General features: G+C 52.2%; 12 protein-coding genes. 7 read left to right on the top strand and 5 right to left on the bottom strand.

Annotation, left to right across the window (positions count from 1 at the left end; translation table 11 throughout):
• Positions 1–121 precede the first annotated feature (121 nt).
• On the top strand, positions 122–628 hold the full coding sequence (locus tag J4E05_RS19400; RefSeq protein WP_085589064.1) for an Lrp/AsnC family transcriptional regulator: 507 nt from the start codon (positions 122–124) through the stop codon (positions 626–628).
• 574 nt (positions 629–1,202) lie between these two features.
• Here the strand turns inward: J4E05_RS19400 and J4E05_RS19395 are convergent.
• Positions 1,203–3,146 (bottom strand): sigma-54-dependent Fis family transcriptional regulator, encoded by a 1,944-nt coding sequence (locus J4E05_RS19395; RefSeq protein WP_349599097.1) that lies wholly within the window; start codon positions 3,144–3,146, stop codon positions 1,203–1,205.
• A gap of 368 nt (positions 3,147–3,514) precedes the next feature.
• Here J4E05_RS19395 and adh point away from each other — a divergent pair, with 368 nt between their 5' ends.
• On the top strand, positions 3,515–5,035 hold the full coding sequence (gene adh, locus J4E05_RS19390; RefSeq protein WP_349599094.1) for an aldehyde dehydrogenase: 1,521 nt from the start codon (positions 3,515–3,517) through the stop codon (positions 5,033–5,035).
• Positions 5,036–5,107: 72 nt separating this feature from the next.
• Complete coding sequence (locus J4E05_RS19385; RefSeq protein WP_349599091.1) at positions 5,108–5,542, top strand: DUF779 domain-containing protein; 435 nt, start codon at positions 5,108–5,110, stop codon at positions 5,540–5,542.
• 365 nt (positions 5,543–5,907) lie between these two features.
• On the opposite strand, the gene J4E05_RS19380 is transcribed toward J4E05_RS19385, so the two are convergent.
• Positions 5,908–7,065 carry a YeiH family protein gene (locus tag J4E05_RS19380; RefSeq protein ID WP_349599088.1) on the bottom strand — a complete coding sequence of 386 codons (1,158 nt, stop codon included), beginning with the start codon at positions 7,063–7,065 and terminating at the stop codon, positions 5,908–5,910.
• A gap of 118 nt (positions 7,066–7,183) precedes the next feature.
• Here J4E05_RS19380 and J4E05_RS19375 point away from each other — a divergent pair, with 118 nt between their 5' ends.
• Entirely contained in the window at positions 7,184–8,071 is an 888-nt protein-coding gene (locus J4E05_RS19375; protein WP_349599085.1) for a LysR family transcriptional regulator, read from the top strand.
• A gap of 167 nt (positions 8,072–8,238) precedes the next feature.
• Here J4E05_RS19375 and J4E05_RS19370 read toward each other — a convergent pair whose 3' ends face one another.
• A complete protein-coding gene (locus tag J4E05_RS19370; protein WP_349599082.1) occupies positions 8,239–9,126 on the bottom strand; it encodes a hypothetical protein in 888 nt (295 codons plus the stop codon).
• A gap of 571 nt (positions 9,127–9,697) precedes the next feature.
• Between J4E05_RS19370 and J4E05_RS19365 the strand changes: the two genes are divergently transcribed.
• The 3 genes from J4E05_RS19365 to J4E05_RS19355 are packed head-to-tail and all read left to right on the top strand — an operon-like array spanning position 9,698 to position 12,218.
• Entirely contained in the window at positions 9,698–11,083 is a 1,386-nt protein-coding gene (locus tag J4E05_RS19365) for a cytochrome ubiquinol oxidase subunit I (RefSeq protein WP_349599079.1), read from the top strand.
• Between the two features lie 17 nt (positions 11,084–11,100).
• On the top strand, positions 11,101–12,093 hold the full coding sequence (cydB, locus tag J4E05_RS19360; protein WP_085589073.1) for a cytochrome d ubiquinol oxidase subunit II: 993 nt from the start codon (positions 11,101–11,103) through the stop codon (positions 12,091–12,093).
• A gap of 2 nt (positions 12,094–12,095) precedes the next feature.
• The gene (locus J4E05_RS19355; protein WP_085589074.1) at positions 12,096–12,218 is read left to right on the top strand and encodes a DUF2474 family protein; all 123 of its coding nucleotides are present in this window, start codon (positions 12,096–12,098) and stop codon (positions 12,216–12,218) included.
• 230 nt (positions 12,219–12,448) lie between these two features.
• Here the strand turns inward: J4E05_RS19355 and J4E05_RS19350 are convergent, their stop codons facing one another.
• Both J4E05_RS19350 and J4E05_RS19345 read right to left on the bottom strand, forming a co-directional pair.
• A complete protein-coding gene (locus J4E05_RS19350; RefSeq protein WP_349599076.1) occupies positions 12,449–13,642 on the bottom strand; it encodes an MFS transporter in 1,194 nt (397 codons plus the stop codon).
• Between the two features lie 347 nt (positions 13,643–13,989).
• A complete protein-coding gene (locus J4E05_RS19345) occupies positions 13,990–15,210 on the bottom strand; it encodes an aminotransferase-like domain-containing protein (RefSeq protein WP_349599073.1) in 1,221 nt (406 codons plus the stop codon).
• Between the last annotated feature and the right edge of the window lie 95 nt (positions 15,211–15,305).

The raw sequence follows: 15,305 nt of genomic DNA, 5'->3' as shown, positions 1-15,305 counted from the left end.
ATCAATTTGCCCGCGATAAATGCCGCTTTCCGGGTCTGCTCCGGTAATAGCGAACGCCGGCGCGCGCGACAATGGAAATCAGTAACTTTTCTTTCATGCCGGGTTAAGGCATAAGCATGGAATGCTGAAACTTGACCGTATTTTCATTCGCATTTTGCAAATCTTGCAAACCAATGGCCGGATATCGAACCTCGATTTATCCGAGGCGGTAAACCTGTCGCCATCACCATGCCTGGAACGGGTGCGCAAACTCGAAGAAAACGGCATGATTTCGCAATATATTGCCGATATCGACCTCGATAAAATCGGTGCAAATTTGCATGTAATGGCCGAAGTCACCCTGGGCAGCCACCTGGTGGAGGATTTCAAACAGTTTGAAGCCGCCATTGCCGAAGTCGACGAAGTTATTTCATGTTACAAAATCGCCGGGCCATTCGATTACAGCCTTGATATGATCTGCCGCGATATTCCGCATTTTAACAGCATCAAGGAAAAGCTGATCAAAGACAGCATCGGCATCGAAACCTTTCGCGGCCATATCGTTATGGAACGCACCAAAAGTTTCGCGGGCTACCCGCTCGACAGCCTGACTGCCCCCACCCCGTTGCGCGGTGTGCTGTCCGATTAAACCAGCCGCAACAAACAGCCCAAAAGCCATTTGTTCAGGTTTCGTATTTATCCGAATTTAGAAATCCACCTTCCCACTCAGTACCGCATTAAACGCCTCAAAAATCGGATTAGACAGGTTGTTCGACCCGACAATGCTGCGCCATAAACCTTATCCAAAATGGCCTTAAGGTTGCTGAACAATAACTGGCCGCACAGCATCGACAGCATAAACCAAAAGCAGATCGACCGTGGTGTATCCCGGCCAATCATAACGGCTATTGTTATCCCCCGGTCATTTGCCAACGGCATGAATGCTGCCCCCGAACGGAACCTGTTGGCACCGGGAACGGCATTCTCAAAATCGCAGGTCACATAAAGCACCCCGATAGGGCGCACTATGTCTGGCAGTCGTTTGCCTTAATAATCCGGGGCTTTCATAACGCGGCTATCGATAAACCCATAGCTGACCATCACATCCAGATACGCGCTCGGCACCTGGTCAGGACGCCCTTATAACCCGCGCACGCGCACCAGTTGCATTATCGGCCGCGGTGCTGGAACCGGCCCTGCTTATTGCCCCTCGTTTTCATGTTCTAAAACCAGGCGATACCGTTGCGGCCGGTACGCTCGATGCCGTATTTTTCCATTTTGCGATACAGGGTATTCCGGCTGATCCCCAGCATTTTTGCCGTCTTGCTCACATGCCAGCACTGATCGCTCAGGGCTTTGCCAAGGGCATCGCGCTCGGCCTGCCACAGGGGGTTATGGCCGTTGGTCTGCTCCGGCGCCGGTGCCGTGGCAGTTTTGATCAATCCCTGCAAATCATCGGGCAGGTGCGATACCTTGATGATGCCGTTTTCGGCAAAAACACAGGCATATTGCAACACATTAACCAGTTCGCGCACATTGCCAGGCCAGTTATGGCGCTGCAACAGGTTCATCACACTGTCGTCGCAGCGCACCGGACCATTTTTGGCAAACCCCGTCAACAACCGCGCCACCAGATCGGCCAAATCTGCCCGTTCGCGCAGCGGCGGCAAAGCCAGGCGCGCGCCCTTGATACGATATAACAGGTCTTCGCGGAACTTGCCGTTGGCAACCGCATGGGCCAAATCAACATTGGACGCACAAATCAGCCGAAAATTTACCGGCACCGATTTGGTACTGCCCAGCGGCTCAACACAACGTTGTTCCAGCACGCGCAACAACCGCCCCTGAATGCCCACCGGCATATCGCCAATTTCATCTAAAAACAGCGTCCCGCCATCGGCCTGTTTGATCCGTCCGCCAAACCCGTCGCGCGCCGCCCCGGTAAAAGCCCCGCTGGCATGACCAAACAATTCACTTTCAATCAGGCTTTCGGGCAGGGCCGCACAATTAATCGCAACAAACGGCTTGCCTGCCCCCATGGCGCTATTGTGAATGGCACGCGCCAGATGTTCCTTGCCGCTGCCGGTTTCACCCGACATCAACAGGTGAATATCATTGGCCAGCAATTTGCTGCCAACCTGGAACAGGCGGCGAAGAACCCCATCCTGATCGGGAATATCATCGCTATCATTGGCCGGGCGTTTGGCAGGTTGGGGCTTTACCGAATAAAAACGGCGGCGTTGTTTTTCGGGCAGGGTTAACTGGCCAAACATCACCCCGCCGCCGCCAATCGGCACGGCCTGGGTGCCGGTATTGCCAGTGGCAACCGGGTTTGCGGCCAACATCCGCGCCATTAAACTGTCCATATCAGCACCCAACAGGGACTGAATATTTTGCGCCCCGCCCGACGCCGAAAGCAACCTGCGCGCAAGCGCCGTGCTGCCGGTAATCGCCCCGTCAGGGCGCACCGCAATCAGGGCATCACGCGCGGTGCCAACATGTTCGGCATCGGGGTGCAAATGCACAATAATGTCGTTAGCGCATTCATCAAAAAACAAAATACGTTCCAGCGCATCGGCATAATCGGCCACCAGGCTGCGCACTCGCAGGCAATCTTCACGGCGAATGTCATTGCGCACGGCGGAAACATCAAGGACCGAACACACTTTGCCATCCGGATCAAACACCGGTGCCGCAGTGCAGGTCAGCCCGGCATGCTGGGTTAAAAAATGTTCGTCCTTGTGAATGGTAATGGGCCGTCCTTCGACCAGGCAGGTGCCAATACCGTTGGTCCCTTCGCGTTCCTCGCTCCAGATCGCACCGGGCAAAAGGCCGTTGGTGCGAAAAGATGGCAACATGGAATGGGCGGCAACGCTATCAAGAATAACGCCGTCACGGTCGGTTAGAAAAACCGCATATCCCGCCGTATCAATCTTGCGATACAGGGTGCGCACCATTTCATGGGCATGGTGAAACAACCGGCCACTGCGATCCCGGCGCTGGCGGGTCTGACTTTCAGATATAATTTCGGGGCGTCGGGCTGTTTCGTGAACAAGACCGAACTGGTCGTGGCATCGCTGCCACGATTCAAGGACGGCACGGTTCTGGGCAACACCGCTCAGTTGCAAGGCAGCCTCGATCCGTCCACCGGCATGGCTTCCAGACATCAGACGTTCCTTTTTCTTGTGCCGGTTGTTTTCATGGCCTGTTTTTTTGGCCTGCGCTGTGTAGGAACAGCAACCCGGTCACCGCCAAATCCTAACAAAGCCCGCTACAAGCACCAACCTGTTTCGTCGTCTTGCGACCAAAGCATAAAAGATGTGTCAAAAACGAGACATTTCGTCCCATCTGTCACGGCCTTCCCGCCAGAACGCGACACAGTGCATCCCCACGGCAAGTCTTGGCAACCGTTTGAAATTTTTATGATTTTACCTGTTTTGCATCATCAGCCACAAATTGGCACAGACTTTGCCAGTCTGAGATGGAGAAATTAAAAAAGTGGCAAAACGCCATTCATCACGGAGGATAAGTTCAAATGATCTATAAAAACCCTGGCGATTCCGACAGCCTTGTTTCTTTCAAATCACGTTATGAAAACTTCATCGGTGGCGAATGGGTCGCCCCGGCAAACGGTCGCTATTTTGAAAATGTTTCGCCGGTGAATGGCAAAGTTTTCTGCGAGGTCGCGCGCTCCAGCGAAGAAGACGTCAACAAGGCGATTGATGCCGCCCAGGCTGTTGCAGAAAAATGGGGCAAAACGTCGGTCACCGACCGCGCCAATATCCTCAATAAAATTGCCGACCGCATGGAACAAAACCTGGAAATGCTGGCGGTTGCCGAAACCTGGGATAACGGCAAGGCCGTGCGCGAAACCCTGGCTGCCGATATTCCGCTGGCAATTGACCATTTCCGTTATTTTGCCGGTGCCATCCGCGCACAGGAAGGGTCGCTTGGCGAAATTGATGACAACACCGTCGCCTATCATTTCCATGAACCGCTGGGCGTTGTTGGCCAGATCATTCCCTGGAACTTCCCGATCCTGATGGCGGTTTGGAAGCTGGCCCCGGCACTGGCCGCTGGCAACTGCGTTGTTTTAAAACCGGCCGAACAAACCCCGGCATCCATCTGTGTGTTACTGGACCTGATTGGTGACTTGCTACCTGCCGGTGTGTTGAATGTTGTACAGGGCTTTGGCGTTGAAGCTGGCAAGCCGCTGGCACAAAGCAACCGCATCGCCAAAATCGCCTTTACCGGCGAAACCACCACTGGCCGTCTGATCATGCAATATGCCAGTGAAAACATCATTCCGGTCACGCTGGAACTCGGCGGCAAATCGCCCAACATTTTCTTTGCCGACGTCATGGCACAGGACGATGACTTCCGCCAGAAAGCGGCCGAAGGGCTAACCATGTTTGCCTTGAACCAGGGCGAAGTTTGCACCTGCCCGTCGCGGGCGCTGGTCCAGGAAAGCATCTATGACAAATTCATGGATAACGTTCTCTCGCGCGTTGCAAAAATCAAACAGGGCAACCCGCTTGATACCGACACCATGATCGGCGCACAGGCATCCACCGAACAGATGGAAAAGATCCTGTCCTATCTTGATATTGGCAAACAGGAAAAGGCCGAAGTTCTGTGTGGTGGCAACAGGGCCGAACTTGAAGGCGACCTGGCGGGCGGATTTTACATCCAGCCGACCATTTTCAAGGGCCACAACAAGATGCGCATCTTCCAGGAAGAAATCTTTGGCCCGGTGGTCTCTGTCACCACCTTCAAGGACGAAGCCGAAGCCATGCACCTTGCCAATGACACCCTTTATGGTCTGGGTGCCGGTGTATGGACCCGCGATGCCAACCGTGCTTACCGCTTTGGGCGCGGCATCAAGGCCGGCCGTGTCTGGACCAACTGTTACCACCTCTATCCGGCCCATGCGGCATTTGGCGGTTACAAGCAGTCGGGTATCGGTCGTGAAAACCACAAGATGATGCTGAACCATTATCAGCAAACCAAAAATCTGCTGGTCAGCTACGATCCGAAACCGATGGGCTTCTTCTGATTTCTTCCTGAGCGTTGCCGGGCCGTCTCCCTCCCGGGTGGCCCGGCAACATTCCCGGAACAGGAGCCAGAAATGACCAATGATATAGCGCCTTCTTCCAGCGAAACAACAAACGACAAAACTGCAAACGATATTCCGCCCCGCGTCACCGCAACCGATGCCGCAATCGCCCTGATACGGACCTTGAAAGACATTCACGGTCCGGTGATGTTTCATCAATCAGGTGGATGTTGTGATGGCAGCGCGCCAATGTGCTTCGCCCTGGGCGATTTCAAAACCGGCGCACAGGATGTATTGCTGGGCGAAATTGAAGAAAGCCCTTTTTATATTGGGGCCGCACAATTTGAATATTGGCGACATACCCAGCTGATCATTGATGTGGTTGATGGCCGTGGCGGCATGTTCTCGCTTGAAGGCCCCGAAGGAAAACGCTTTTTAACCCGATCACGCGTATTTAGCGACGATGAATGGGCAAAACTAAAGGACACAGAGCAAACAAAAACCTGAAAAACCGGCTGACTAACGACCAGCCCAAAACCGCATTGTACACAGCGAGATAAAACGGAGCCGGTCTTTACCCCGATCTGGTTTATGTGGCGCAAACACCTTGCCTCCCGTCCCATGCGGGTTGTCCACCCCGCCCCGGACGGTCCCGGTTGCGCCAACGCTTTATCTTGCAAACTTGTCCGCCACCCGCAACGGGATGGCGGACTTTTTTTGCCGTGTAGCAGTAACGACGAGGACGAAGCAGTTCACTCTTCCTTCCTGACCTGAAATCAACATGTGGCGTATATATTCAATTAAATTTTATCAATATTATTAGTTCTATATACCACACGGTGCATAAATTCCGATACGAACTTCGTGATCAGTCAGGCGATCTGCAATACTGCCAGCAACCCAAACGCAGCCAACGACAAGCAGATAAGAGATAATTTGGCAGCAAACACAACCCGCCCGCCGGCATTCATCACACTGCGCACATCAACACTTAGCCCCAATGCGGCCATAGCCATCACCGTTAAGATCGAGGAGACATGCTGCATCGGAATAACTGCTGCATCAGGAAGCAGCCCCATTGATCGCAGTGTCATCATGGCAAGAAAACCAACAATAAACCATGGCAACAATTTGCTGATCGGCAGCCCCACACCGCGTCCCGCCTTTACGGCCTGCATACCATCATTCTGTCGATCATCTGCCGTCGCGCTATCGCCGTCATTTACCATCGTCATCGCACTTGCACCTGCACCGGCGGGCAAAACAGAAACGGTTTCAGCCCGCGCCGCATTATTGCGCGCCATCTGGCGGCGCGCCCCCAGCCCTAACGCACAAATCACAGGCCCAAGCATTAAAACCCGCACCAGTTTAACCAAAGTGCCAATTTGCGTTGCCACCAACCCTGCCGGGGCCGTTGCCGCAAGCACCTGGGGCACAGCATAAACCGTTAACCCGGCGAAAACCCCGTATTGCGTTGCCGACATTCCCAATGCGTGCTGCAAAAAAGGCAAAACCAGCACAAAAACCACCCCTAGAACGGCGGTAAAGGCAATTGACGCCGCCACATCTTCGGCGTCAGCTTCAATCACCGGGGCGGTAGCGGCAATTGCCGAATTACCACAAATCGAATTACCACAGGCTACCAGTATCGCCAGCCGCGTTGGCAACCCCAACGCCCGGCCAATGATATAGCTAACGGCCAGGCTCAGGCACACCACCAGTACAATACCACCCACCAGGTAAAACCCGGCTCCTGCCAAGGCTTCAATGCTGATCGACGCCCCCAACAGCACAATCGCAACTTCCAGGATGGTTTTGGCACTAAAGTTAACACCGGCATCAAATTTATCCGGTAAGCCAAAAATACTGCGCCATGCCGTACCCAGCAAAATCGCCAGTACCAGCCCCTCAATCCACGGATGCCCAAACAAACTTAATTCAACCTTCTCGCCAATCTGCGCCACCAGTGAAATTACTGCTGTCAATGCAAGGCCGGGCAAAAGCAATTTGATACGATCAAAAATTAACATCGCGACACCTGTAGAATTGATACAGGCGGAATTTCACATTTTACACAGTTCGCTTCCATCGAATAAAATGATATAAATCATTCGATTTTACTGCACGATTAAACAAGGCCATCGCACCATGACATTCGAACAATTGCGCATTTTTGTTGCCGTGGCCCAGCGCGAACATCTGACACGGGCAGCCGAAATCATCAATCTCACACCATCTGCCGTCAGTGCCGCAATCAAAAACCTGGAAACTTTTTATGGGGTGGAGCTGTTTCACCGCGTCGGACGGCGGATCGAACTGACCGATACCGGGCAGATTTTTCTGATCGAGGCCCGCGCCACCCTTGCCCGCGCCCGTGCCGCCGAATTAACCCTTACCGAACTGGGCGGATTACAGCGCGGCACGTTAAATGTATCGGCCAGCCAGACCATCGCCAGTTACTGGCTGCCACCAGTCTTAATGCGCTTTCACGACCAATACCCGCGTATCGAAATTAACCTTGTGATTGGCAATACCAAAAATGTCAGCGACGCCATTGTCGAAGGCGTTGCCGATTTAGGCTTTATCGAAGGCAAAATAAACGAACCCGCCCTGATGATGCGCGAAATTGCCAAAGACGCATTGATGGTGGTAGTTGGCCCCGATCATATCTGGGCCAAATCAGCAGCACCTTTAACCTTCGATGATTTGGTCACACACACCAGCTGGGTTTTGCGTGAAACCGGGTCCGGCACGCGATCCGAATTTGAAAATGCCCTGAAACGTGCCGGGCACAACGCCGATGACCTTAATGTCGTGCTGACATTACCTTCAAATGAATCGGTAATTTCGGCCGCAGCCGCCGGCAACGCTGCCACCGTCGTCTCCAGCAGCGTCGCCCTGCCTTTCATCGAACAGGGCCGATTATTTGCCGCAAACATCACCCTGCCCGAACGGTCTTTCATGATGCTGCATCACAAGGAACGTCATCATAGCCGCGCGGCCAGCGTGCTCGCTGATATTGCGCTGAACAATTAAACTCTAAGTCCACCCCGATCAAACATTCATAGACCAAGTATCAAAAACAGGCCCTTTACCGATCCATTTTTCTTTAAAGTTGTCCTATTGCCGGGGCAAAGGCTTAACGCACCCAAAACTGAATATCACATTTTAACGAGTTCCCGTACTGTATTGGCAGCATAAAACTATTCGTACGTTTCTACAGCGGGCAATCGTGCTTCGCCTATGAGCAAAGCACGAGAAATAATTACGGTCTGCGCGACTATCCAAAAAATAAACACCACACCGCCGAATAGACTAAAAAGGAAGCTCCCCCACAAACGAACTCCCAAATTAAGTTCAACAGGCACCCCGCCATTTCCAACCTTGGAAATTAAAATTGGCAGCACGACAGCAAACAAAATACCTGCCATCACCAAAAAAACCGGCAAAATAAAAAAATGGCGACTTACCAGATACCAAAAGCTCTTTCTTCCACGAAGAAGAGCACGGTTCCAAGTTTTATCCTCACACCAAACAGCCGAAGCTGGCCAGGTCACCGACAACGCAACAACAACACATACAACCAGAGAACATATTGCCCCCAAAGTAACCATGAGTTTAATGGCCGGCGGCTTTGAACCCAAAGCAAAAATCATGAGAAGAACGACAATCTGAATGAGCATCGTTAAGCCAAAGACGGCAAGAAACATTAGCAGAAATCGCTTTGAGAATTTTTTTACGTTTTTCTTCTTCTCCAATAAAAGTGCATCCCAGGACGACTTTCCACCCAGAATAGTAGAGTGCACAACATACATCAAAATCGAAATCATAAAAATACTCAGAACTGCCAAAGGGATGTCATACAAATATGATATTAAAGTGGTCAACCAAGAAAGATCCATTCCTCTGCCTGAGATAAGAGACGAATCAAAATACGTCCTCAAAACTGTAACAATAATAAGCCCCACATAAACAACACTTATTATCGGCAGATTCGCCAAAAATGCAGACCAACTATCGGCAAGAACCCAACGATCGAATTTTGGACACAATGATTTTTGCTCAAATTCCTTATGTTCACTTTCAGTCATTTCCCCCGCCCTGATTAAAAAGAAACCCCAAATACCTATCTAATCCACTAGAAAAATATCTCGCCTGACAACGAGGATGCTAATATCAAAACATATAGTATATTAAACATCGCAGAGATCTAGGAATTTCAAGCATTTGACAACAAGTAAACGGATGCAAATTTAGGAAACTTGAGGTTCTTCGTACTACTCCTTGAACATGCCGAATGGCTCTTCATGCAACTTCAAAACAAAAAATTGCTCCAGTTTTACACGCGACGATTATCACGGATCGCCCCAGTTCCCCCACGCGAAAGCTCCTGTAATTTTTGGTACATGTAGTTTTTTGTAATTATTTCAATGAAAATTGCGCGTTCGCAATGCAGCATTCAAGCAAGTGCTTTACCAAAAGATCGGTGCCGGTAAAGATGACCTTCAGATCCCGAGGTTGCGTAGGCTGGCGCCCAAGAACACCCCATCGAGATGGGTGTCGCCTTTACCTGATCACTAGCCCAATGGCTGCAAAACAGTCTTTGCGCAGGCAGAGGCACCAAATACAGGGAGCTTCGCTTAACATAAGGACAACCAGGCAATGCTTGATCCTGACATACTGGCGCGTGTGCAATTTGCCTTTACCATGGCATTTCACATTATCTTCCCGTCCCTGACCATCGGGCTGGCCAGTTTTCTTCTGGTGCTTGAAGCGATGTGGCTGCGCACCGGCAATGATACATATCTGTCGCTTTATAAATTCTGGATAAAAATCTTTGCCCTGGCCTTTGGCATGGGGGTGGTTTCGGGCATTGTTATGTCCTATCAGTTTGGCACCAACTGGGGGCCGTTTTCCAAACTTTCCGGCCCGGTTATTGGCCCGCTTATGGCCTATGAAGTGCTAACCGCATTTTTCCTTGAGGCCGGTTTTCTCGGCGTCATGCTGTTTGGCCTTAACAAGGTTGGCCCAAAACTGCACATTACCGCTACCGCCATGGTCGCCATCGGCACGCTGTTTTCGGCATTCTGGATTTTATCTGCCAACAGCTGGATGCAAACCCCGGCAGGCTACGCCATTGAAACCGGGCGCATTGTTGTTGAAAACTGGTTTGATGTTATTTTTAATCCCAGTTTTCCCTATCGTCTGGTCCATATGGTGCTGGCGGCCTATCTGACCACCGCCTTTGTTGTGGCGGGCGTAGGCGCATGGCATTTGCTGCGCAACCGCGAAAACAATGCAGCACGCATCATGTTTTCCATGGCCCTGTGGCTGATTACAATTTTTGCCCCCTTGCAAATCATTGCGGGCGACATGCATGGCCTTAATACACTTGAACACCAACCCGCCAAAGTCGCCGCCATGGAAGGCCATTTTGAAACCACCAAGGGTGGCACCCCGCTAATCCTGTTTGGCTGGCCCGATATGACGGCAGGTGAAACCAAATATGCCGTTGAAATTCCCTATCTTGGCTCCATCATTTTAACCCATACGCTGGATGGTGAAATTCGCGGATTAAACGAATTTGCCCCCGAAGATCGGCCCAACGCCCCCATTCTGTTCTGGTCCTTCCGCATCATGGTCGGCCTTGGCACCCTGATGTTGCTGGTCGCGGCTGGCAGCCTGTGGGCGCGCTATCGCAAAACATTGTTTGACTGCAAATGGCTGCATCGTTTTGCCCTGATCATGGGGCCAAGTGGCTTTATTGCCATTCTGGCGGGATGGATCACCACCGAAGTGGGCCGACAGCCCTGGGTGATATACGGCATCATGCGCACCGCCGATGCCGGATCGCCCATATCGCCGGTGGCCATTGCCGGGTCGCTTGCCGCGTTCTTTGTTGCCTATACCATCGTCTTTGGTGTTGGCACCGCCTATATCCTGCGCGCCATGCGCCAGGACCCGCGCCATGCCCATATTGATCCGCACGAAATCTATCGCGCCGATCATGCCAATGTTGTCGATCATATCGACACATCGAAACATTAACCGGCAGGAGAAAGATTATGGATTATCAACTTATCTGGGTCCTGCTGATTGCTTTTTCCGTCTTTGCCTATGTCACGCTTGATGGCTTTGATCTGGGTATCGGAATTCTGTTTCCGTTTGAAAGGAAATCGGAAAACCGGGGCAAAATGATGAATTCCATCGCCCCGATCTGGGATGGCAATGAAACATGGCTGGTACTGGGCGGCGGTGGTCTTTATGCAACCTTTCCGGCAGCCTATTCCTTGCTAATGACGGCTTTTTACATTCCCGTCATTATTATGTTGCTGGCATTGGTGTTTCGCGGGGTGGCGTTTGAATTTCGCTTTAAAAGCCGCAACCATACCAACCACTGGGATGTTGCCTTTGCCACGGGCTCCATTCTTGCCGCAGCTATGCAAGGGGCGATGCTCGGCGCCTTTATCGAAGGCATTAACATCAAGGACGGACATTTTATTGGCGGCGCGTTTGACTGGATCAGCCCGTTTTCAGTGTTCTGTGCCACGGCCGTTGTTGTCGGCTATGCCCTGCTTGGCGCAGGTTGGCTGATTATGAAATGCGACGGCCCCTTGCAAGGCAAATTACGCGCCATTGCCAAACCCGCGGTGATCTGGATGGCGGCCAATCTTGGCGTTGTTTCGCTAATGACGACCTATTTAAACCCGGCCTATGGCGAACGCTGGTTTTCAACACCGAACATTTATTACCTCGCCCCGATCCCGATTGTGACGGTAGGGTTGATGTTCTGGCTATGGCATGCGGTGAAACGGCGGGAAAAGACCGTTTTTGGCATTACACTTTCGGTGTTTTTTCTTAGCTATCTGGGCTTTGGCATCACGCTGTTTCCCCATATCGTGCCGCCGGTTATCAGCTTTCGCGATGCGGCATCGCCAGACAACAGCCTGTCTTTCATGCTGGTGGGGGCGGCCATCTTGCTGCCAATCATTCTGGGTTATACCGCCTATGCCTATTACGTGTTTCGCGGCAAAATTGACGATGCAGGGTATCATTAATCATGGCGCAGGTTCAAAACAGCAAAACACAACGTCTTTTATGGTTTGTCGGGCTTTATCTGGCCGGGCTTGGCACACTGACCATCGTTGCCTATGGCCTGCGCGCCCTGATGGGGCTTAACTAATACAAGTTTTCTATAAGTGAAACTCATTGAGAACTTGTTAGGCGCGACAGCGCCGCGCAGCCCAAGAGCGATTGGCAAGGGCTTCAGAGAAGCCCGCCCGCCGATTAAGGGCTGCACTGATTGGTTTCGATCAGCGCAAACTTGGTATAAGTCAAACAACAAACGGGCCACCCAACATTCAGGGTGGCCCGTTTTCATTTCGGCTAAAGTAAAACAGCAAACCCTGCCCGTCAGGCGGTCGCAACAGGTTTGCGCGCCCAAATACCAACTGTCACGGTCAAACCGGCAACAATCATTAACGCGCTTAACCCTAAAATTACCCAGCCGGTTTGTGCCGGGCTTGCCGCCAAACCCACAATTAACCCGGAAAGCGGCAGACTAAGATTATTAAACAAAATTACCACCCCGGTGGTTTTGCCAAGGTCGCGGGCAGGAATAATGCGCTGGCGGGCCGTACGAATGTAAACCGCATACATGCCGTCAAACCCTAAAATCAGCACAAAACCCAACGCATAAACCCAGTAATTGGGGCTGAACGCGGTAATGATGCCTCCTACAATAACCATGACATAACCAATGGCACCGATCCGCCCGATACCCATATTCGTTGCCGCAATAATCAACAGCACAGCAACCGTTGCCAAGGCCCCCAGCGTTTGCAAAAGCGCATAATAATTGCCGGGCAAGTCAAACAGGCCGGTTACCATTGCCGCCGAGGTTGCCAGTGTCGCCCCGAAAACAAGGTTGATCGCAGCGGTTAAAATCACCAGCCGCTTTAAGCCCGGTAAATACATCACATGATGAAACGCGACCCGCAACGGGGCCATAAACGGCGTTGTGGTGACTTCGGGTTCAATCAGCTCTACGGTATTGATCCGCCGCCAAACCATCATTGCGGCTTCGCCCAGCAAAAACAAAACCACAGCCCCGCCCACAACCACCTGCCAGTTGGTCAACCCAAACAGGGTAGCCGCCGCCAGCGGGCCAATAATGATGCAGCATTGATCCACTGTTTGCGCCAGAGACTGCACCCGGTCAAACCGGGCAGTGGCAAAAATTTGCGGCAGCATCACTTCGCGCGCCATAAAACCCTGGCTTGCCAGCACCCCGCACAAGGCCGAAATCATCACCACCCAGACCGGATTGGGGTAAAAGGCAAAACAAACCAGCCCCGCCGTGGCAATAACGGCCCGGCCCAGCTGGGTCATCCGAATTAGGCGAATGGGGGAAACGCGATCCGACAAAATACCGCAAAAGGGAAAACACAGCGTACGCGGCAGGGTTTCCACCGCATAGGCCAGCCCGGAAAGGGCAACACTTTGGGTCGTCTGGTAAACGACCAAAGGCACAATAAACAGCAAAAACTGATCGCCCAAACGGGCAGAAAACATCGAGGCAAAAAACAGCCTGGCGTTAAGGGTCATCGGGTGGGGCTTTCGGCAAAACGGCGTGGTGGCGCCAAAAATGATCTTTTGACGATATACCCGCTCTGCGCGCAGTCAATTAAATCAGCAGCGCGAAAAAGGCCGCCCTGCCATGCATTTAGCGCAGATATTCAAACGGATATACTCCCCCTCCTTACACACCTGCACCCTGTTGAAGCACAAAACTGGCTCTTGAATATCGGCCCTGCTCCACAAGCTCACACGTTAAGGCATCCTGATTATTGCGCAGGGATAGAAAGAATTTAACCATCATCCGAATATTTCTGCCGGTCAAGCCACCTGCGACACCGATACCGCAAACACATCAACCCGCCGTACGAAACAGGTTAATACTGATTATGCACACGCCGGATCAACGCAGCCAACCGTTCGATCCCGGCACGAATGCGCTCCGGTTTTTCGGTCGCGAAACTAAGCCTTGCGGTATTACACCCGCCGTGATCACAGAAAAAAGCCTGACCGGGAACGAAGGCAACCTTTGCTTCCTCCAATGCCAGCTCCAGCAACTGGCGACTATCGATATTTTCTGGCAAGGTCAGCCAGATAAACATGCCCCCTTCCGGGCGGGTATAGGTCACACCTTCGGGCATAAAGTCATCAAGCGCGGCCAGCATGGTGTCGCGTTTATGGCGATAGGCATCGCGCAGGGTGTCAATATGGGCCGGGAACAATTTGCGCGCTGCCCGCAAGGCGACTTCCTGATTGATGGTTGAAACATGCAAATCCCCCGCCTGTTTCATCAATACCAGCCGTTCAATCGCCGGACGCGGCGCACAAACCCAACCAATGCGAAGGGCCGGTGCCAGCGTTTTTGAAAATGTCCCCAACTGAATGACCGTACCGGCATTCTGATCGCCATGCGTTTCATCAAGCGCCAACAACGACGGGGCGACATCGCCGTCATAAGACAACTTGGAATATGCTGCATCTTCGAGAATAACCGCGCCGTATTTGCGCGCAACCTCTAGCACCGCCAAACGGCGTTCCAGACTATAGGATCGCCCGGTCGGATTTTGAAAATCCGGTGCTAAATAGGCAATCCGCGCGCCCGCCGCAAAGGCAGCGTCAAGGTCGGCAACCACCGGGCCATCTGCATCCATAGCCACACCGACATAGGTTGGACGGCGCATGGAAAACGCCTGCATCGCCCCCAGATAGGTCGGCTTTTCAACAACAATTTCCCGTCCCGGCTCCAGCAGCAGCCGGGACAGCATATCCAACCCTTGCTGCGCGCCACAGGTGATCAGGATGTTATCAATACCGCGCACAGCCCCGCTTGATGCCAGATCATCGACAATCCACTGGCGCAAAGCTGGCAATCCTTCGCTGATCGAATATTGCAGGCTGCGGCGGCCCGCCACATCATCATCCATCAAATCGCGGTAAACACCGTTAAAATCACCCAACGGAAAAAGTGACGGGTCCGGTACGCCCCCGGCAAAGGATGTAATTTCCGGGCGCTCTGCCACCTTCAGCAAATCGCGAATTTCAGATGCGGTCAGGGCGCGGGCATCACGAACGATCAGGTCATTCCATTGGATGGTCATGGGCGGCTCTCTATATTTAGGTCAGCTTTACTGACGTTATTAAGCGAGCAACCCGGCATTAAATCAAGTTTATTTTCCTACAGGACAAATTTTTG

It is taken from the genome of Thalassospira sp. NFXS8, assembly GCF_040148805.1.
Lineage (GTDB): Bacteria > Pseudomonadota > Alphaproteobacteria > Rhodospirillales > Thalassospiraceae > Thalassospira.
Note: the sequence above shows the minus strand (reverse complement) of the source record. Positions and strands in the feature narration are given on the sequence as shown.